17 protein-coding genes and 2 riboswitches are annotated in these 18,750 nt (G+C 69.8%); of the genes, 9 read left to right on the forward strand and 8 right to left on the reverse strand.

Translation table 11 applies throughout. From position 1 onward, the window contains the following. Positions 1–53 precede the first annotated feature (53 nt). From gcvP to PP359_RS03950, 4 genes are all read right to left on the reverse strand, one after another. On the reverse strand, positions 54–2,927 hold the full coding sequence (gene gcvP, locus PP359_RS03935; RefSeq protein ID WP_499249929.1) for an aminomethyl-transferring glycine dehydrogenase: 2,874 nt from the start codon (positions 2,925–2,927) through the stop codon (positions 54–56). Next, positions 2,924–3,307: a glycine cleavage system protein GcvH gene (gcvH, locus tag PP359_RS03940; protein WP_039415831.1), complete on the reverse strand. Its 384-nt coding sequence runs from the start codon at positions 3,305–3,307 to the stop codon at positions 2,924–2,926. Before gcvH ends, gcvP begins: the two co-directional genes overlap by 4 nt. After that, positions 3,304–4,413, reverse strand: coding sequence for a glycine cleavage system aminomethyltransferase GcvT (gcvT, locus tag PP359_RS03945; protein ID WP_499249930.1), 1,110 nt, complete (start codon positions 4,411–4,413; stop codon positions 3,304–3,306). Before gcvT ends, gcvH begins: the two co-directional genes overlap by 4 nt. Positions 4,414–4,466: 53 nt before the next feature. After that, positions 4,467–4,568: riboswitch (glycine riboswitch) on the reverse strand. 1 nt (position 4,569) lies between these two features. Beyond that, positions 4,570–4,676: riboswitch (glycine riboswitch) on the reverse strand. A 57-nt stretch (positions 4,677–4,733) separates the two neighbouring features. Beyond that, complete coding sequence (locus tag PP359_RS03950; RefSeq protein WP_499249931.1) at positions 4,734–5,936, reverse strand: MarP family serine protease; 1,203 nt, start codon at positions 5,934–5,936, stop codon at positions 4,734–4,736. 131 nt (positions 5,937–6,067) lie between these two features. Between PP359_RS03950 and PP359_RS03955 the strand changes: the two genes are divergently transcribed. The 7 genes from PP359_RS03955 to PP359_RS03985 are packed head-to-tail and all read left to right on the forward strand — an operon-like array spanning position 6,068 to position 12,987. Then, positions 6,068–6,814 carry an NUDIX hydrolase gene (locus PP359_RS03955; RefSeq protein ID WP_112932857.1) on the forward strand — a complete coding sequence of 249 codons (747 nt, stop codon included), beginning with the start codon at positions 6,068–6,070 and terminating at the stop codon, positions 6,812–6,814. After that, complete coding sequence (gene nadA, locus PP359_RS03960; RefSeq protein ID WP_112931266.1) at positions 6,811–8,133, forward strand: quinolinate synthase NadA; 1,323 nt, start codon at positions 6,811–6,813, stop codon at positions 8,131–8,133. The genes PP359_RS03955 and nadA overlap by 4 nt, the downstream gene beginning before the upstream one ends. Beyond that, positions 8,130–9,734: an L-aspartate oxidase gene (gene nadB / locus PP359_RS03965; RefSeq protein WP_499249932.1), complete on the forward strand. Its 1,605-nt coding sequence runs from the start codon at positions 8,130–8,132 to the stop codon at positions 9,732–9,734. Before nadA ends, nadB begins: the two co-directional genes overlap by 4 nt. After that, the gene (nadC, locus tag PP359_RS03970; protein ID WP_499249933.1) at positions 9,728–10,612 is read left to right on the forward strand and encodes a carboxylating nicotinate-nucleotide diphosphorylase; all 885 of its coding nucleotides are present in this window, start codon (positions 9,728–9,730) and stop codon (positions 10,610–10,612) included. Before nadB ends, nadC begins: the two co-directional genes overlap by 7 nt. Before the next feature lie 11 nt (positions 10,613–10,623). Continuing rightward, entirely contained in the window at positions 10,624–11,802 is a 1,179-nt protein-coding gene (locus tag PP359_RS03975; RefSeq protein ID WP_499249934.1) for a cysteine desulfurase family protein, read from the forward strand. Beyond that, complete coding sequence (locus tag PP359_RS03980) at positions 11,799–12,761, forward strand: glycosyltransferase family 2 protein (RefSeq protein WP_499249935.1); 963 nt, start codon at positions 11,799–11,801, stop codon at positions 12,759–12,761. Before PP359_RS03975 ends, PP359_RS03980 begins: the two co-directional genes overlap by 4 nt. A gap of 25 nt (positions 12,762–12,786) precedes the next feature. Further along, entirely contained in the window at positions 12,787–12,987 is a 201-nt protein-coding gene (locus PP359_RS03985; RefSeq protein WP_499249936.1) for a hypothetical protein, read from the forward strand. Between the two features lie 6 nt (positions 12,988–12,993). On the opposite strand, the gene PP359_RS03990 is transcribed toward PP359_RS03985, so the two are convergent. Further along, positions 12,994–14,904 (reverse strand): ABC transporter ATP-binding protein, encoded by a 1,911-nt coding sequence (locus PP359_RS03990; RefSeq protein ID WP_499250809.1) that lies wholly within the window; start codon positions 14,902–14,904, stop codon positions 12,994–12,996. Positions 14,905–14,945: 41 nt separating this feature from the next. Beyond that, positions 14,946–15,599, reverse strand: coding sequence for a DUF1345 domain-containing protein (locus tag PP359_RS03995; RefSeq protein WP_039415849.1), 654 nt, complete (start codon positions 15,597–15,599; stop codon positions 14,946–14,948). 107 nt (positions 15,600–15,706) lie between these two features. On the opposite strand from PP359_RS03995, the gene PP359_RS04000 reads away from it, so the two are divergent. Further along, on the forward strand, positions 15,707–17,185 hold the full coding sequence (locus PP359_RS04000; RefSeq protein WP_135949029.1) for an MDR family MFS transporter: 1,479 nt from the start codon (positions 15,707–15,709) through the stop codon (positions 17,183–17,185). A 48-nt stretch (positions 17,186–17,233) separates the two neighbouring features. On the opposite strand, the gene PP359_RS04005 is transcribed toward PP359_RS04000, so the two are convergent. Next, on the reverse strand, positions 17,234–17,377 hold the full coding sequence (locus PP359_RS04005; RefSeq protein ID WP_155947569.1) for a hypothetical protein: 144 nt from the start codon (positions 17,375–17,377) through the stop codon (positions 17,234–17,236). A 65-nt stretch (positions 17,378–17,442) separates the two neighbouring features. Between PP359_RS04005 and PP359_RS04010 the strand changes: the two genes are divergently transcribed. After that, the gene (locus PP359_RS04010) at positions 17,443–18,009 is read left to right on the forward strand and encodes a type 1 glutamine amidotransferase domain-containing protein (protein WP_499249937.1); all 567 of its coding nucleotides are present in this window, start codon (positions 17,443–17,445) and stop codon (positions 18,007–18,009) included. 13 nt (positions 18,010–18,022) lie between these two features. Here PP359_RS04010 and PP359_RS04015 read toward each other — a convergent pair whose 3' ends face one another. Continuing rightward, a complete protein-coding gene (locus PP359_RS04015; protein WP_499249938.1) occupies positions 18,023–18,709 on the reverse strand; it encodes an alpha/beta fold hydrolase in 687 nt (228 codons plus the stop codon). Between the last annotated feature and the right edge of the window lie 41 nt (positions 18,710–18,750).

An 18,750-nucleotide genomic window follows, 5' to 3' on the forward strand; every position in this document is an offset into this window, starting at 1 on the left:
ACGCGTGTCTCGCGGACCACACGGACCTCGCGGACATCGCGGACCGCGCGGGGCTAGGCGAAGGCCTCCACGGGCGGGCAGGCGCAGACGAGGTTGCGGTCGCCGTAGGCGTTGTCGATCCGACGGACCGGGGGCCAGTACTTCGTGCGCACCAGGCTGTGCACGGGGTAGACGGCGAGTTCGCGCGGATACGGATGCGTCCACTCCCCCGCGATCACCGCCTCGGCGGTGTGCGGCGCATTCACCAGCGGATTGTCATCGGCGGGCCAGGCACCCGACGCCACGGCATCCGCCTCGGCCCGGATCGCGATCATCGCCTCGATGAATCGCTCGATCTCGCCCAGGTCCTCCGACTCGGTCGGCTCGACCATCAGCGTGCCCGCCACCGGGAAGGACATCGTGGGCGCGTGGAACCCGTAGTCGATCAGGCGCTTGGCGACGTCGTCCACGCTCACGCCGGTCGCCTCCTTCAGCGGCCGCAGATCGAGGATGCACTCGTGCGCGACGAGCCCGCCCTCCCCCGCGTACAGCACCGGGTAGTGCTCTCGAAGGCGCACGGCGATGTAGTTCGCCGCGAGCACGGCCGCCCCGGTCGCCTCCCGCAGCCCCTCCGCACCCATCATGCGGATGTACGCCCACGAGATCGGCAGAATGGATGCCGAGCCGTAGGGCGCGGCCGAGATCGGTCCGCCGTCGAAGACGAACCCGCCCGCGTGCTCGGCGCGCTGGGCCAGCGGGTGCGAGGGAAGGAACGGCGCGAGGTGCGCCTTCGCGGCGACGGGGCCGACGCCCGGTCCGCCGCCGCCGTGCGGGATGGCGAAGGTCTTGTGCAGGTTCAGGTGCGAGACGTCGCCGCCGAGGTCGCCGAACCGGGCGAATCCGACGAGCGCATTCATGTTGGCGCCGTCCACGTAGACCTGCCCGCCGGCATCGTGCACCGCGGCGGTGATGTCCACGACGTCCTGTTCGTAGACGCCGTGCGTCGAGGGGTACGTGATCATCAGAGCGGCCAGCGCCTCTGCGTGTGCGGCGATCTTGGCGCGCAGGTCGCCGAGGTCGACGTTGCCGGCTTCGTCGCACGCGACGACGACGACCCGCATGCCGGCGAGGACGGCGGATGCCGCATTGGTGCCGTGGGCCGACGACGGAATGAGGCAGACGTCACGCTGCTCATCACCGCGGGAGTGGTGGTAGCCGCGGATCGCGAGCAGCCCCGCCAGCTCGCCCTGTGAGCCGGCATTGGGCTGCAAGGAGACGGCGTCGTACCCGGTGATCTCCGCCAGCCACGACTCGAGCTGCTCGATCAGCACCATGTAGCCCGCGACATCCTCGATCGGTGCAAACGGGTGAACGCGGGAGAACTCGGGCCACGACACCGCCGCCATCTCGGTCGCCGCGTTCAGCTTCATCGTGCAGGATCCGAGCGGGATCATGCCGCGATCGAGAGCGTAGTCCCGGTCGGCCAACTGCTTGAGATAGCGCATCATCGCCGTCTCCGAGTGGTGAGCGTGGAAGACGGGGTGCGTCAGGAACTCGTCCGCGCGCCGCAGCGACTCCGGCAGCGACGGGGCGCCGCCTCCCCCGGTCCACCCGAAGGCCCGCTGCGCGCGGCCACCGAAGACCTGGGCGAGCACATGCAGTTCGCTGACCGTCGTCGCCTCGTCGACGGAGATGCCGACGCTGTCGCTGTCGCGCAACCACAGCTGGAACCCGCGCTCCCGCGCCGCGTCCACGATCTCGCCGGCGCGGCCGGGCACCGACACGACGATGGTGTCGAAGAAGTCGTCGTGAAGCATCCCGTTGCCGGCTTCGACCAGCCAGTCACGCAGCAGGTGCGCCTTGCCCGCGACCTCATCGGCGATGCGACGCAGACCGTGCGGACCGTGATAGACGGCGTACATCGACGCCATGACGGCGAGGAGCACCTGCGCGGTGCAGATGTTCGAGGTCGCCTTCTCGCGACGGATGTGCTGCTCTCTGGTCTGCAGCGACAGGCGGTACGCCGGGCGTCCCTCGGCATCCACCGAAACGCCGACCAGCCGTCCCGGCAGCTGGCGCTCGAGACCGGACCTGACGGCCATGTATCCGGCGTGCGGACCGCCGAAGCCCATCGGCACGCCGAAACGTTGCGTGGTGCCCACGGCGATGTCGGCGCCGAGAGAGCCCGGCGAGCGCAGCAGCGTCAGCGCCAACAGGTCGGCCGCGGCCACGACGAGGCCGCCCTGCTCCTGCACGGCGCCGATGACGGCGGACGGATCCCACACGCGACCGGATGCTCCGGGATACTGAACAAGGGCTCCGAACGCACCCGTCGCGCCGGCGGGCACCCCCTCGGCGGCGAGATCGGCTTCGATGATCTCGATACCGAGCGCCGCCGCACGGTGGGTAAGCAGCGCTTTGGTCTGCGGCAGGGCATCGGCGTCCACGAGGAACACGTTGCTGGTCGCCTTCGAGGCGCGGCGCGCCACGAGCATCCCCTCGACGACAGCGGTCGCCTCGTCGAGCATCGACGCGTTCGCGGTCGCGAGGCCGGTGAGATCGGTGACCATCGTCTGGAAGTTGATGAGGGCCTCGAGCCGTCCTTGAGAGATCTCCGGCTGGTACGGGGTGTAGGCCGTGTACCAGGAGGGGTTCTCGAAGACGTTCCGCGCGATCACCGACGGCGTCAGCGTGTCGTAGTATCCCAGGCCGATCATGGCGCGCGCGGGCCGGTTCTGCGAGGCGAGCTCGCGCAGTTCTGCGAGCGCCTCGGCCTCGGTGGCAGCGAAAGGGATCGCGCTGTCGGCGACGGGTGCGGCATGGATGGATGCCGGGACCGCCCGCTCGACGAGGGCGTTCACGGTCTCGTAGCCGAGCACGTGCAGCATCTCCGCCTGGGCGGCGGCGTCCGTGCCGATGTGCCGATCGCGGAAGGGCGCCGTGTTCACTCCTCGCCGCCCGTGAGTGCGACGTAGGCAGCTCGATCGAGCAGGGCGTCGACATCGGCGGGATCGACCTGGATCTTCACGAGCCATCCGCCCTCGAACGACCCGCTGTTGACGAGGGACGGGTCGTCCACGACGGCGTCGTTGACGGCGACGATCTCGCCGGACAGCGGCGCGTAGAGCTCACCGACCGACTTTGTGGATTCGATTTCGCCGCACACCGTGTTCGCGGTGACGGTGGAGCCCACCGCAGGCAGGTCGACGTAGACGACGTCGCCGAGTTTGTCCGCGGCGTAGTCGGTGATGCCGACCGTCGCGACATCGCCCTCGAGGGCGACCCACTCGTGTTCTTCGGTGTACTTGAGGGTGGTCAGGTCGGTCATGCGGTCCTCCGGTAGAAAGGCAGAGCGGTCACGGTCGCGGGGATCAGAGTGCCCCGCACGTCGATGAAGAGCGAGGTGCCGGGGTCGGCGAAACTCGGGGGCACGAAGGCCATCGCGATGGGATGTCCGAGCGTCGGGCTCAGCGCACCGCTCGTGATCTCACCCACCACGTTGCCGTCGGCATCCACCACGGCGTAGCCGGCGCGGCCGGCGCGACGGCCCTCGGCGACGAGACCGACCAGCACGGGCCGGTCGGTGGCGGCCACCGCGACGGCGGCCTTGCCGACGAAATCGTCCTTGTCGGCGGCGACGACGCGCCCGAGCCTCGCCTGGGCGGGCAGGATCGCGGTCGACAGCTCATGGCCGTGCAGCGGCATGCCCGCTTCGAGACGGAGGGTGTCGCGCGCGGCGAGTCCCGCGGGGACGAGTCCGAACGGCTCCCCCGCCTCGACCAGCGAGTCCCAGAGCGCGGGGGCGAGCGCGTTCGACAGCATCAGCTCGAACCCGTCCTCACCGGTGTATCCGGTGCGGGCGATGAACAGCGGCTGGTCCTGGAAGCGCGCCTGCGACCAGGCGTAGTAGCCGAGGTCGGCGAGCGCGGGCTCGACGTCGGCGATGCCGGCGGTCGCTTCCACGATCTCGCGAGCACGCGGACCCTGCACCGCGATCAGAGAGGTCTGATCGGAGATGTCCTCGACGACAGCGGGCGTGTGTGCGGCGCGCGCCGCGAACGCCTCCGCGACGAGCGCGCGGTTGCCGGCATTCGAGATGACGAGGAACCGGTCGTCGCCGGTGCGGTAGACGATGACGTCGTCGATCACGCCGCCGTTGTCGTCGAGCAGCAGTGAGTACTTCGCCTTGCCGATCGTCATGGTCGAGATCCGCCCGGCGAGCGCGTAGTCGAGGAAGGTCGCCGCGCCCACGCCGGTCACGAGGAACTCCGCCATGTGCGAGATGTCGAACAGTCCGGCGGCTGTTCGCACCGCGTGGTGCTCGGCGAGATCGGACGTGTAGCGCACGGGCATGTTCCAGCCACCGAAGTCGGTGAACGAGGCGCCGAGGGCAGCATGGCGATCGGCGAGTGCGGTGGTGCGGAGGTCTGACATGAGTTCTCCCCGGGACATCGGGCGGGCGGATGCCGGGACCGGCAGCCGGGAACTCCCCCTCTGTCATCGGCCTGAGAGTTTCGCCGGGCCCGCCTGCGCGGAACCGGCTTTCACCGTCGGCGGATCCCCCACTGCGGGATCGCTTTCCAGAGCGGCCGGACGCGAGCGGTACGCGGACCTGAGAGATTGGCGGGGAGGCTTGCTCCTTCGGTGCCCGGATCCTCGAGAAACGCTGGATGCCGGGGCTCTCCCGCACACGTCATGCGGCCTGTCTTCAGTTGCCCTGTCAGCATAGCGCCTGGCTCGACGCACATCAGCGGCTAGCGCGTGCAGCGTCCCGATGCGACGGTCGGCGAGTCGGCCGTGACCCGATCCAGCTCCGGGCGCAGCACGGTGGTCGTGGTCGCATAGCCACGCCCTTCGCCGTCCGCGCCGCGGGCGAAGACCACGCCGACGACGTCGCCGGCGGCATCCAGCAGCGGGCCGCCGGAGTTTCCCGGCTGGACGTCGGCCTGCAATGCGTAGATCTCCCGCGGATTCACCGACGAGTCGTAGATGTCGGGCACGGGCACCGACGACACGGACAGAATCCCCGCCGACACGTTGGTGAACGGGCCGCCGTGCGGGTATCCCTGCACGGCCGCCTGCGTTCCGGTGGCAGCGGGGTCGGCGATGGTGAGCGGGGTCGCCGGCAGGCCACCGATCGAGAGCACGGCGAGGTCGGCCACCGGATCGAAGAGGACGATGCGCCCCTCTCCCGCACGACCACCGGGCAGTTCCACGACGGGCGTGTCCACTCCCGCAACGACGTGGGCATTCGTCACGACCAGTCCCGGCGCAGCCACGAAGCCCGATCCCGTCATCGAGACCCCGCACGCGTAGGCCGTGCCGCTCACCCGGGCCACGGATGCCGCAGCGTTCTGCAGCGCGGGGTCGTCGAGGCTGATCGGCGGATCGGTGGGGGTGACGATCGCGCCGATCGCCGCCTCCAGCCGCGGCAGGCCGTCCGAGAGCAGCGCACCACGCGCCTGGGCCAGCGCGTCCTGGACCGGCGGGGGCGTGATCGCCTGCAGCGCACCGACGACGCGCGAGGAGGCGACCGCCGACGACACGTAAGGGATGCCCGCGGTCGCGAGCCCCGAGGAGACGAGCACGAGAGCCAACGCGGCGGCCACGGTGGTGAGCACGCCGCCGAGGAAACGCTCGAGTCCGCGCAGTCGCGCGCGGTCGACGCCGCGACGAATGGCCATTCCGATGGCGGCGCCGGCCGCGGTTCCGATGACCACGAGCCCGATCGCGGCGGCGGCGAGCGCAGCGGTGCGCCAGCCTCCGGAGGGGACGACGGTGGACAGCCACGGGGTCACCAGAGGCAGCAGCCAGAGAGCGGCGGCCGCGCCGCCGATCATCCCGATGACGCTGCCGAGGCTGGCGAAGAAGCCGCGCGCCAGACCCGACGCGAGGGCGAGAAGCAGCGCCACGACGGCGATGATGTCGACGATCAGCACGGGGACCTCCGCGCTCACCGTAGCCGCTGCGGCTCCGCGATTCCTGCACGAATGCTGCCGGTCGAGCGCCGACGGGATTTTCGGCGGCGCTGCCGGTTTGCCCTTCGAGTCCGGATGACTCTAAGATCGACGACGAGGTTATGGTCATCATGACAAGAACAAGTTCCCCGACCGATACGATTCGTGTCGCCGTCTCGACGGTCATCTTCAGCCTGCGCCGCGACGAGTCGGGACGGCTCGCCGTCGTCCTGCCGCTGGTGCGTCGCACGCGCGACCCGCACGACGGTCTCTGGGCGCTTCCGGGTGGCTGGCTCGATGCCGCGGAGAACCTGGAGGCAGCCGCGTCGCGGACCCTCGCCGAGACGACCGGACTGGCTCCGAGCTACCTCGAACAGCTCTACGCGTTCGGCGACGTCGGCCGCGCGCCCGGGCGCGTCGTGTCCATCGTCTACTGGGCACTGCTGCGCGAAGGCGCACAGCTGCCCGAGGACGCCCACAACGTGAGGTGGTTCGACGCGGCGCACCTGCCGGCCCTCGCGTTCGACCACAACCACATCGTCGACTACGCGCTGTGGCGGCTGCGCAACAAGGTCGGCTACAGCCGGATCGCGCACGGGCTGCTGCCGGAGCTGTTCACCTTGTCGGATCTGCGCGAGGTGTACGAGGCGATCCTCGAACGTGATCTGGACCCCGCCAACTTCCGCCGTCAGGTGGAGAACTCGGCGACGCTGATCCCCACCGACGCGTTTCGCACCGGCAGCCACCGACCCGCACGTCTGTATCGCTACAACCACGATGTGGAGCTCGCCGACCGCGGGCCCCTGCCACCCGACCCGGACCGCGACGGCGGCGCCGCGTCCGCACCATCCGCCCTTCCCGAAGAGGTCACGATATGAGCGCCACCTTCCTCACCCTCCAGCCCCGTCCCGGCGACGAGATCGACCCCAGCGTCGACCACGGCATCCAGGCCATCGTCTCGGGCGCCTCGACGGCCGAGACCTGCAACACCGATCTCGCGGCAGGACCGTGGGACTTCGATGCGCGGCCTGGGTACGGCCCCGGCTCGTCGATGGGCGACGTCATCCCCACCGGCGCGCCGCGTCAGGGCGAACTTCCCGCGGAGTACCGCGCGGCATCCGAGGACGAGCTGCACGCACGCATCCGCGCGGCCAAGGCTGCCCTCGGCGAGCGCGTCGTCGTGCTCGGCCACTTCTATCAACGCGAGGAGGTGGTCACGCACGCCGACTACGTCGGAGACTCGTTCCAGCTCGCGAACGCGGCGCTGGAGCACCCCGACGCCGAGGCCATCGTGTTCTGCGGCGTGCACTTCATGGCCGAGACCGCCGATCTCCTCTCCCGCCCGGAGCAGGCCGTGATCCTTCCCAACCTCGCCGCCGGCTGTTCGATGGCGGATATGGCCTCCATCGACGACGTGGAGGAGTGCTGGGAGCAGCTCGAAGACATCTACGGCGACTTGACGGCCCCCGACGCCGACGGCCTCGTCCCGGTGATTCCGGTCACGTACATGAACTCCTCGGCGGCGATCAAGGGGTTCGTGGGCCGACACGGCGGCATCGTCTGCACGTCCTCGAACGCGCGCACCGTGCTCGAATGGGCGTTCGCACGGGGGCGTCGCGTCCTGTTCTTCCCCGATCAGCACCTCGGACGCAACACCGCGAAGGCGATGGGGGTGCCTCTGACGCAGATGCCGATGTGGAATCCCCGCAAGCCGCTCGGCGGATCCAGCGAGAGCGCGCTCGCCGACGCGCGCGTCATCCTCTGGCACGGGTTCTGCTCGGTGCACCGCCGTTTCACCGTCGACCAGATCGAGAAGGCCCGCGCCGATCACCCGGGCGTGCGCGTCATCGTGCACCCCGAGTGCCCGATGGCCGTCGTCGACGCCGCCGACGAGGCCGGCTCCACCGACTACATCCGTAAGGCCATCGCCGCCGCCACCGAGCCGACGACCTTCGCGATCGGCACCGAGATCAACCTCGTGCAGCGACTCGCGGCGCAGTTCCCCCAGCACGAGATCTTCTGCCTCGACCCCGTGGTGTGCCCGTGCTCCACGATGTACCGCATCCACCCCGGCTACCTGGCCTGGGTGCTCGAGCGCCTCGTCGCCGGCGAGGTCGTCAACCGCATCACGGTCGCCGCCGACGTCGCGGACCCGGCGCGCGTCGCCCTCGAGCGGATGCTGGCGGCCAAGCCGTGAGCGCGGACGCACCCGACGTCGTCGTGGTCGGCTCGGGGATCGCGGGCCTCACTGCGGCGCTGCACGCCGCCGCCTCCGGATGCCGCGTGACGCTCGTCACGAAAGACGTGCTCGAACACGCCAACACGCGGTACGCCCAAGGCGGTATCGCCGGCGTCATGTTCGACGACGACAGCGTCGCCGCACACGAACACGACACGCTCGTCGCGGGCGCGGGGCTCAGCGACCCCGCCGCCGTCCGCGTCCTGGTGACCGAGGGGCCCGAGCGCATCCGCGAGCTCATCGCGCTCGGCGTCGCCTTCGACCGCGGCAGTGACGGCGCTCTCGTCAAGGGGCTCGAGGCGGCACACTCCTACCCGCGGGTGCTGCACGCCGGGGGTGACGCGACCGGGAGCGTGATCGAGAAGGCGCTCGTCGCGCGCGTGCGCACGAGCGAGGCCCGTGTCATCGAGCACGCGTTCCTCGTCGATCTCATCCTCGACGGCGACGGGCGCGCGGCCGGCGTCGATCTCCTCATCGGCGATGCGCGGCGCGAACAGATTCCGGCGGATGCCGTCGTGCTGGCGACCGGCGGAATCGGCCAGCTCTACGCGCACACCACCAACCCCGCCGTCGCCACCGGCGACGGCATCGCCGCGGCCGTACGCGCCGGCGCGAATGTGTGCGACCTGGAGTTCGTGCAGTTTCACCCCACCGTCCTGTCGGTCGACGGCGCCGAACCCTTCCTCGTCTCGGAGGCCGTCCGCGGCGAAGGTGCGGTCTTGCGCGACCAGGAGGGGCGGCGCTTCATGCTCGACATCCACCCCGATGCCGAGCTCGCGCCCCGCGATGTGGTCGCCCGCGCGATCGCCGCGGTGATGGACGAGCAGGGCGGCGAGCCGGTGCTCCTCGACGCGACCGGCCTGGGCCTCGAAGCCGCTGGTACGGGCTCGGCGCGCAAGAAGGCGGCTGCCTTCCTGCGACGCCGCTTCCCGACGATCGACGCCGCCGTGCGCCAACGCGGGCTGGACTGGTCGCAGGAGGCGATTCCGGTGACGCCGGCCGCTCACTACCTCATGGGCGGCGTGGCCACCGACCTGCACGGACGCACGAGCGTTCCGCGACTGTATGCGGTGGGCGAGGTCGCCCGCACCGGCGTGCACGGCGCGAACCGACTCGCCTCCAACTCGCTGCTGGAGGGCGCCGTGTTCGGCGCCCGTGCCGGTGACGCGATCGTGGGCGACACCGACTCCGCAACCTGGCCGGTCGTCGGCGGTTCCCGTGCGACGACGGCCGTCGTCGGCGATCCGAGCACGGCCGATGCGACGCCGTGGCACCGAACGGCGCTGCAGATGCTGATGTGGGAGCACGCCGGACTCGTGCGCGATGCGGCGGGGCTCCGCCACGCCGCATCCGTGATCGACGACTGGCGGGCCGCGCAGCACCCGCCGCACCGGGAGGCCGATTTCGAGGACGCCAACCTGCTGCTCGTCGCGGCCTGCCTGGTGGATGCCGCGCTCGCGCGGACAGCCTCGGTGGGAGCGCACGCGCGCCGCGACGACATGCACACCGGCTCACCGTCCGTCCCGGCTCTCGCCGAGCTCCAGGCGTCGGCATGCTGAGTCCACGCCAGATCGAGCGCGTGGTCATCGCCGCCCTCGAGGAGGACGCGCCGTGGGGCGACGTCACCAGCGAGTATCTGATCCCGGCGGATGCCGCCGCCACGGCCGACCTGGTCGCGCGCGAGCCCGGTGTGTTCAGCGGCGGCGACGTGTTCGCGGCAGCGTTCACCCTCACCGACGCGGACATCACCGTCGACCTGGCCGTTTCCGATGGCGCCGCTTTCGGAGCGGGTGATGTGCTCGCGACCGTCAGCGGGCCGGCACGAGGCGTGCTGACGGCTGAACGGGTGGGCCTCAACCTCGTGCAGCGCATGAGCGGCATCGCCACGCTCACCGCCCGCTACGTCGACGCGGTCGCAGGCAGCGGCGCGCGCATCGCGGACACGCGCAAGACCACTCCGGGATTGCGGGCACTGGAACGTCACGCCGTCCGCAGCGGCGGCGGCCACAACCACCGCTATTCGCTGTCGGACGCGGTGATGGCCAAGGACAACCATCTCGCTGTGCTGACCGCCGACGGCGGTGATCTGACGGTCGCGCTGCGCCGTGCGCTGGCGGCGCTCCCCCACACGACGCATGTCGAGGTGGAGGTCGATCGACTGGAGCAGATCGAACCCGTCCTCGCCGCCGGCGACGGCACCGCGCGTGTCGGCACGATCATGCTCGACAACTTCACCCTCGACGACCTCCGCGCGGGCGTCGCGCTCGTCGCCGGACGCGCCACCGTCGAGGCGTCGGGCGGAGTGAGTCTGCGCACCGTGGCCGACATCGCCGCCACCGGTGTCGATGTGATCTCGGTGGGCGCCCTGACGCACTCCGCACGCGCGCTCGACCTCGGCCTGGACGCGCGCGTGTCGGGCGCCGACGTCGGAGCCTGACCGGAGGAGCCGTGTTCTATCTCGATCACGCTGCCACCACGCCGGTGCGTCCGGAAGTGCGGGAGGCGATGCTGCCCTTCCTCGGCGATCGTTTCGGCAACCCGTCCAGCCACCACACGGTCGGCGAAGCCGCGGCATCCGTGCTCTCCGATGCGCGGCGGCGCGTCGCCGCCGTCTTCGGCATGCGCCCCGCCGACATCGTCTTCACCTCGGGCGGCACCGAGGCCGACAACCTGGCGGTGAAGGGGATCACGATCGGCACGGCGTTGCATCGCGGCACAGGACGAGACGCGCCCGTGCACGTGATCACGACACCTATCGAGCATGAGGCGGTCCTCGCCTCCTGCGGATACCTCGAGCGTGTGCACGGCGCACGCATCACCCACCTGCCGGTCGATGCGACGGGTCTCGTCGCGGCCGCCGACGTCGACGCGGCGCTTCGGCCCGAGACCGCGCTCGTGTCGATCGGCTATGCGAACAACGAGATCGGCACGGTCCAGGATCTCGACGCGATCGCGACGGTGACGCGCGCAGCCGGTGTGGCGCTGCACGTCGATGCGGTACAGGCTGCGGGCTGGCTGCCGCTCGCCGGCACGGGCGCCGATGCGATCTCGGTCGCCGGGCACAAGATCGGTGCTCCCCCGGGCATCGGTGTGCTTGCGCTCCGAGGCCGCGTGCCTCTGGAGCCGCTGCTGCACGGCGGCGGCCAGGAGCGGGAGCGACGCAGCGGCACCGAGAACGTCGCCGGCGCCGTCGCGATCGCGACAGCACTGGAGATCGCGGAGCGCGAGCGCGTGGCCGCGGCGGCTCGCGTCGGCGCGTTGCGCGATCGGTTCATCGCCCGCGTGCTCGGCCTCGTTGCGTCGTCCCGGCTCACGGGCCACGCCACGCGGCGACTGCCCTCCGTGGCCAGTTTCACCTTCGCGGGAACAAGCGGCGAGTCGGTGCTGCTGGAGCTCGAGCGCCGAGGGGTGATCTCCTCCAGCGGCTCCGCGTGCGCCGCCGGCAGCGATGAGCCCTCTCATGTGCTGCTCGCGCTGGGCGTCTGTCCCGAACTCGCCCAGACCGCGGTGCGCTTCAGTCTGAGCCATGACTTCGGTGTCGGCGACGAAGAGCGGGCCACAGCGATACTCGATGTGGCCGCGGACGCGGTCGCCGCATCGGTGGCGGCGGTACGATCGGGGCCGTGAGCACACCCGTCGTGACCGTCATCGTCCCCGGACGCGATGTCGCCGCTTACGCGCACGAGGCCGTCGACTCCCTCCGCGCCCAGACGCTCACGAGGTGGCGCGCCATCTTGGTCGACGACGGTTCCCTCGACGCGACCGGAGAGGTCTTCGCGGAGGCAGCGGCATCCGACGATCGCTTCCACGTGGTCACCCATCCCGTCGCGCGTGGACTGTCAGCCGCCCGCAACACCGGACTGGATCTCGTCGAGACACCGTTCGTCGGATTCCTGGATGCCGACGATGTGCTGACCCCGCGCGCACTGGAGCGCTTCGTCGACACGCTGACACGATCGGGCAGCGACGTCGTCGTGGGCGCGTATGTCCGGCTGCGCGCCGACGAGGCGGGCGTCTACCGTCCCGGTCCCGTGCAGCCGTGGGTTCGCGCGGCCACCGATCCGCCACGTCTCGCGACGACGCTGGCGGCGCATCCCCAGGTTTCCGGCAACATCGTGGCGTGGTCGAAGCTCAGCCGGGTGGAGCTGTGGCGGCGGACAGGCCTGCGCTTTCCCGAGGGCAAGCTCTACGAAGATCAGCTGGTCGCGCAACGCCTCTACACGGCCGCGCGCGCCATCGACGTCATCCCCGACGTCGTCGTCCACTGGCGCGAGCGTGCCGATGGCTCATCGATCACGCAGAACAAGAATCTGCTCCCCGTGCTCGTGGACTATCTCGACGCCCTCAGCGGAGGCATCGCCGTGCTCGACGGCGCCGGCCAGCGCGCCGCCGTCCGTGCCCGCATCCGTCTCATTCTGGAGATGGATGTCCCTCCGCTCGTCCGCATCGCGCAGGACAGTCCCGACGACGCGTACCGCCGCACACTCGGCGCGTTCATCCGCGTGCTCCATGATCGCGCGGATGCCGAGTCCATCGAACTCGACCACGCCGCGGCACGGTTGCGCAGCGCGGCAGAACTGTGGTGAGACGGGCCGGAGATATCCTGAGCGGATGACCGCTTCCGACGCCGCTCACCTCCCCGATCGCCCCACGGGTCCCGATCTCGCCGAGATCCGTGCCGAGATCGACGAGCTCGCCGCCCTCTCCACGGAGGATCTCGTCAACCCGAAGCCGAAGGTGATCGCCGAGAACGAGCCGATCCCGTACCCCACGGACGCGATCGGGTCCGAAGACGGGAACAAACAGGCCTGAGCTCTTTCAGGCCTGTTCCCGCGCCTGCGCCTCCAGGCCCTCGATCGTCGCAGCCGCCATCTGCTCGAGGGCCAGCTCCGCATAGAGCCCGCCCTGGGCGAGGAGTTCGGCATGGGTTCCCGACTCCACGATGCGCCCCGCTTCGACGACATGGATGACATCGGCACCGACGACGGTGGACAGCCGGTGTGCGATGGAGATGGTCGTGCGCCCCCGCGCCACATTGTCCAGCGCTTCCTGCACGACCCGTTCCGACACGGTGTCCAGAGCCGACGTGGCCTCGTCCAGCAGCAGCACCGGCGGGTCCTTCAGGAGAACGCGGGCGATCGCGATGCGCTGCTTCTCGCCGCCCGAGAGCCGATAGCCGCGTTCGCCGACGACCGTGTCATAGCCGTGCTCGAAGTTCGCGATCGCGTGGTGGATATTCGCCGCCGTGCACGCCGCCACGAGCTCCTCGTCGCTGGCATCCGGCTTCGCGTAGCGGAGGTTGTCGGCGATGGTGGCGTGGAACAAGTACGTCTCCTGGGAAACGATCCCGACGTTCTCCACGATCGATTCCTGAGTGAGCCCGCGCACGTCTCGGCCGGCGAAGACGACCGCACCCTCGGACGCCTCGTAGAGGCGGGGAGCCAGGTAGACGATGGTGGTCTTGCCCGCGCCGGACGGCCCCACGAAGGCGATGTGCTGGCCGGGCTCGGCGACGAACGAGACCCCGTCGAGCGTCGGGCGGGCGTCACCCGCCGCATCCGGGTAGCGGAATACGACATCGCGGAACTCGACCCGTCCGATCGGCCCGGGAGCGCGCCCCACCTCGATCGCGCCGGGAGCGTCGACGATCGCCGGCGTCAAGTCCAGGTACTCGAAGATGCGCGCGAACAGGGCCCGCGAGGTCTGCAGATCCAGCGCGACGCGCATCAGCCCCATCAGCGGCTGGAGCAGGCGCGCCTGCACCGTGGTGAACGCCACGACCGTACCGGCTGTGATCGCGCCGGTTCCGCCCGCGATGAGATAGCCCGACACCAGATAGATGACCGCCGGCACCGACGCCATGATGACCTGCACGACAGCGAAGAAGCCCTGGCCGCTCATGGCTCGTCGCACCTGCAGACGCACCTGGTTGAGGTTCTCGGCACGGTAGCGCTCTGACTCCGCTCGCTGGCGGTTGAAAGCCTTGGACAGGAGGATGCCGCTCACCGACAGCGTCTCCTGGGTGATGCTGGTCAACTCGCTGAGCGACTCCTGCGTCTGACCCGCGATGCGCGCCCGCACCTGACCCACGCGCCTCTGCACCAGCACGAGCGCGGGCATCATGATGACGGCGATGACGGTCAGCCGCCAGTCGATGAGGATCATGGCGACGAGCGCCGAGATCACCGTGACCGTGTTTCCGAGGATGCTGGTGACCGTATTGGTCAGGACGTCCGAGACGCCGCCGACGTCGTTCTGCAGCCGCGACTGGATGACCCCGGTCTTGGTGCGGGTGAAAAAGCCCAGCTCCATCGCCTGCAGGTGATCGAACAAGCGAACCCGCAGGTCTCCCGTGACACGATTCCCGACCGTCGAGGTGAGCCAGGTCTGCGTGACGCCGAGCACGGCGGAGAACAGGAACAGTCCGATCATCGTGAGCACCAAGCGCAGCAGAAGCGCGAGATCCGGCGGCGCGCCGTCGGTGGGAAAGAGCGCGTCGTCGAAGATCCGCTGCACGATGAGGGGCGGTACGACGCCGATCGCCGCGCCGACGACGACCATCACCGCCGTCACCAGGATGCGCACGCGGTAGGGGCGGAACAGGGCGACGACCCGAGCGCCGAGGTTCGGGATGACCGGGGCCTCGGCATTCCGTCGTCGTTGGGCCCCCTCGTCGACACCGCGAAAGGCCGCCGGACGCCCGCCCGGCCCCATACCGCCCATCCCCATGCTCACCGGGTCACTCTAACCCCGTGTCGGACGGGGGCGGCTCAGCCGAGACCAGCGACGAGATTGATCACCGACGCCAGAATGACTGCGCCGAACAGATAGGCCAGCAGCGTCTGCGCGACGATGATCCGCCGGATCTCGTTCGCGGACACGTCTGTGTCGGACACCTGGTAGGTCATCCCCAAACCGACGGAGAAGTAGCCGAAGTCGGAGTACATCGGCGCATCGTCCTGATTGAAGTCGATCCCTCCCGCCTTCCCTGCGGCCACGCGCGCGTAGTAGACGCGGGCGTAACGCAGCATGTAGTCCACCTGGATGAGCGCCCATGAGCTGACCACCGCCGCAATCGCGACCCCTGCGACGAGGAAGGCGCGGGCGTGCCCGCCGCCGCCTCCCCCGACCAGCACCGCGACCACCCCGCCCAGGCTCGCGACGCTGCCGGCGAGTGCGATCAACCGTGCAACGGGGCGCCCCGGGTCGACACTCGTCGTGTGCGAGCGCGTCTGATCGGCATTCATCGGCCACACCACGCTCAGCAGCCACACCACATTGATCGCTGCCACGACAGCCCAGCCGGCGAGAAGACCGACCGAGATCCCGGCGGCGATCGAGACGACGACCGCGACCACGACTCCGACGGCGAGGGAGAGGGGGCCGCGGACGGCCACCCGCGACGGATGACGGCGAGAACTCATGCCTCGATGCTCCCACCGTGATCGGGAATGCCGTGTCCGACCCTCCCGTTACAGTGAAGAGTTGCCCCGCCCGCCGGGAAAGCGTCCCGACGACACCCAGGAGCCCGATGACTTCTCCCGACACGACCACCGCGCCGGCCGCACCCGCTCAGGTCGGGGCCAAGGAGAACCGCGTCATCTGGCTGCTGCTGGCCGCCGCGTTCGTGGCGATCCTGAACGAGACGACGATGGGCGTCGCGATCCCGCACCTGATCGTCGACCTCGGCATCACCGCGGTGGCTGCGCAGTGGCTCACGACGGCGTTCATGCTGACGATGGCGGTCGTCATTCCCATCACCGGCTTCCTGCTGCGCCGCTTCACCACGCGAGCGATGTTCGCGACGGCGATGAGTCTGTTCTCGGCGGGTACCCTCATCGCGCTGGTCGCTCCGGGTTTTGAGGTGCTCGTCATCGCTCGCGTCGTCCAGGCGTCGGGGACGGCCATCATGATGCCGCTGCTCATGACGACACTCATGACCGTCGTTCCTGCGCACCTGCGGGGACGGATGATGGGCCGTGTCAGCGTCGTGATCTCACTCGCTCCCGCCATCGGACCCACCATGGCGGGTATCGTCCTCGACAATCTCACCTGGCGGTGGATCTTCGCGATCGTCCTTCCCATCGCACTGGTGGCCCTGGTCGTGGGCGTGCGCTGGATCCACAACCTGGGTGAGAGCACCCACACGCCGATCGACATCCTTTCCGTAGCGCTGTCCGCCGTCGGGTTCGGCGGTGTCGTCTTCGGGCTCAGCCAGATCGGCGGGCATGGCTCGGATCTCGCCGCCGCCGAGACGGCGACGACGACTCTCGTCATCGCGCTGGGCGTCGGCCTCGTCGCCCTCGGCCTGTTCGCCTGGCGTCAGCTGATCCTCCAGAAGCGCGATGAGGCGCTCCTGGATCTGCGGATCTTCCGCTCGGGCAACTTCTCCCTTTCGGTCGCGCATTTCGCGGTGATGTCGCTGGCGTTCTTCGGGACGCTGACCGCTCTCCCGCTGTACCTGCAGAACACGCTGGGGCTGTCGGCGAGTGCGTCCGGTCTCGTCGTCCTGCCGGGCGCACTGGCGATGGGTCTTCTCGGACCCGTCATCGGGCGCATCTACGATCGCTGGGGTACCCGCGTGCTTCTGCTTCCCGGCACCATCGTCGTGCTGACGATCCTGTGGAGCTTCACGCTCCTCACCGAATCGACCCCCGTGTGGATCCTCGTCGTCACCCAGACGCTGTTGTCGATCGGACTGGCGATGTCGTTCACGCCCTTGTTCACGGCATCCTTGGGCTCGCTGGAGCCGCGGTTCTACTCCTACGGCAGCGCGATGGTCTCGACCATCCAGCAGGTCGCCGGTGCGGCCGGGATCGCCCTGCTGATCTCTGTGATGTCGTCTGTGGCTGCGGCGGCGGCGCAGAGCGGAGCGGCCGACGCGCCAGCCGGGGCAGCGGGTGCCCGAGCGGCATTCCTGCTCGCGGCGATCATCGGGACGCCCCTGCTGATCAGCGCCGTTCTCATCCGCAAGCCGGATGATGCACCGGAGGGTGTCTCCGCACACTGAGGAGACTCACGCCGACCGGCGCGGGCGCCGAGGGCGGAGGCCCGTCCGTCAGCCGATGCTGCAGGCCCCGCCACCGCAGCACGACGCGGAGGCGTCGACGCTCGCGTCCACGAGCGGCAGAAGCGTCGTGACGCCCTTCGCGCTCGAAGCGTCAGCGTCGACGGAGACCTCAGGCTGATTCGAAGTGGTCATGCGTCGATCTTACGTCGATGTCAACCCCCGGGCGCGGCCGAGGCGGCATCCGTAGCGTCGATGACATGAGCACTCCCACGCAGACAGACGAACTCGCCGGCAAGACGGTGGCATTCATCGCGACGAACGGCTTCGAGGACAGCGAGCTGACCGCCCCCTGGCAGGCGGTGACAGATGCCGGAGCCACGGCCGTCATGATCTCGCCCGCCCCTGGAGACATCGAGGGCAAGAATGGTCACCGCCAGCATGTCGACAGGACGACGGCGCAGACCGACGCCGCCGACTTCGACGCCCTGGTCCTGCCCGGGGGCGTCGTCAATGCCGACAACCTCCGCCTCGACGAGGCCGCGGTGCGGCTGGCTCGCGACTTCTTCGCGCAGGGCAAGCCCGTCGGCGCGATCTGCCACGCAGGCTGGCTGCTGGTCGAAGCCGGGGTGGTCGAGGGTCGTACGATGACGAGTTTCCCGAGCCTTCGCACTGACCTGACCAACGCGGGCGCGTCGTGGGTCGACGAGGACGTCGTCGTCGATGAGGGGTTCGTCTCCAGCCGCACGCCCGACGATCTGCCCGCCTTCACCGCGAAGCTCGTCGAGGAGATCGGCGAAGGCACGCACGACGGCCAGACGGCCTGAAAGGGGACGCTTTTCAGTCCCAGTCGAGGTAGTCCTCGATGAACCACGACGTCTCGCCGGGGTGGGTCAGTGGGAAGAAGTGGCCGGCGCCATCGACCGCCTTCACGCTGACCAGCCCCGGCGCGGTCTCACGCAGTGCGTCTCCGGCTTCGACCGGCGTGACGCGATCCGCGGTCCCCTGGACGATGAGGACGGGAGTGGCGTCCGCGACGGGCCGCCACGCCTCGGCAGCCGTCGCCGCGAGCGCGTCCGCCTGCACCCGGCGCACATCGGCCTGCGGCGAGAACGAGTCACCGAAGACGGCACGCACCTCCGCGTCGAAATCCTCACCGTACGGAGCGTCACGCGTGACACCCAGCAGCAGCACGCCGCTCACTCGTTCGTGATGGTCGATCGCAACGGTCCGCGCGACAGCTCCGCCGAATCCGTGCCCGCCGATCCATGCCTCCGAGATGCCCAGGTGCTCCAGGACGTCGACCACGTCCTGGGCGAACTCGTGCAACGTCTGCGCGTCGGAGCGTCGCGCGGCGATGCGCACCACCCGGAAGTCCTCTTCGACGAGGATGCTCGCCAGAGCGCCGAAGTAGGCGAAGTCCAGTCCGGCTTCGGGCAGCAGAACGATCGCGGGCCCGGTGCCTTCGTCGAGGTAGCTGATGTCGCGGACGTCGGCATCCAAGATCTGTCGCTGGTTCTCAGTCACGATCCCCCATCCTAGGCGGCGAGTTTGCACGCACGCCGCGG

The sequence above is a fragment of the Sphingomonas sp. BLCC-B65 genome (genome assembly GCF_028550675.1).
Classification (GTDB): domain Bacteria; phylum Actinomycetota; class Actinomycetes; order Actinomycetales; family Microbacteriaceae; genus Microbacterium.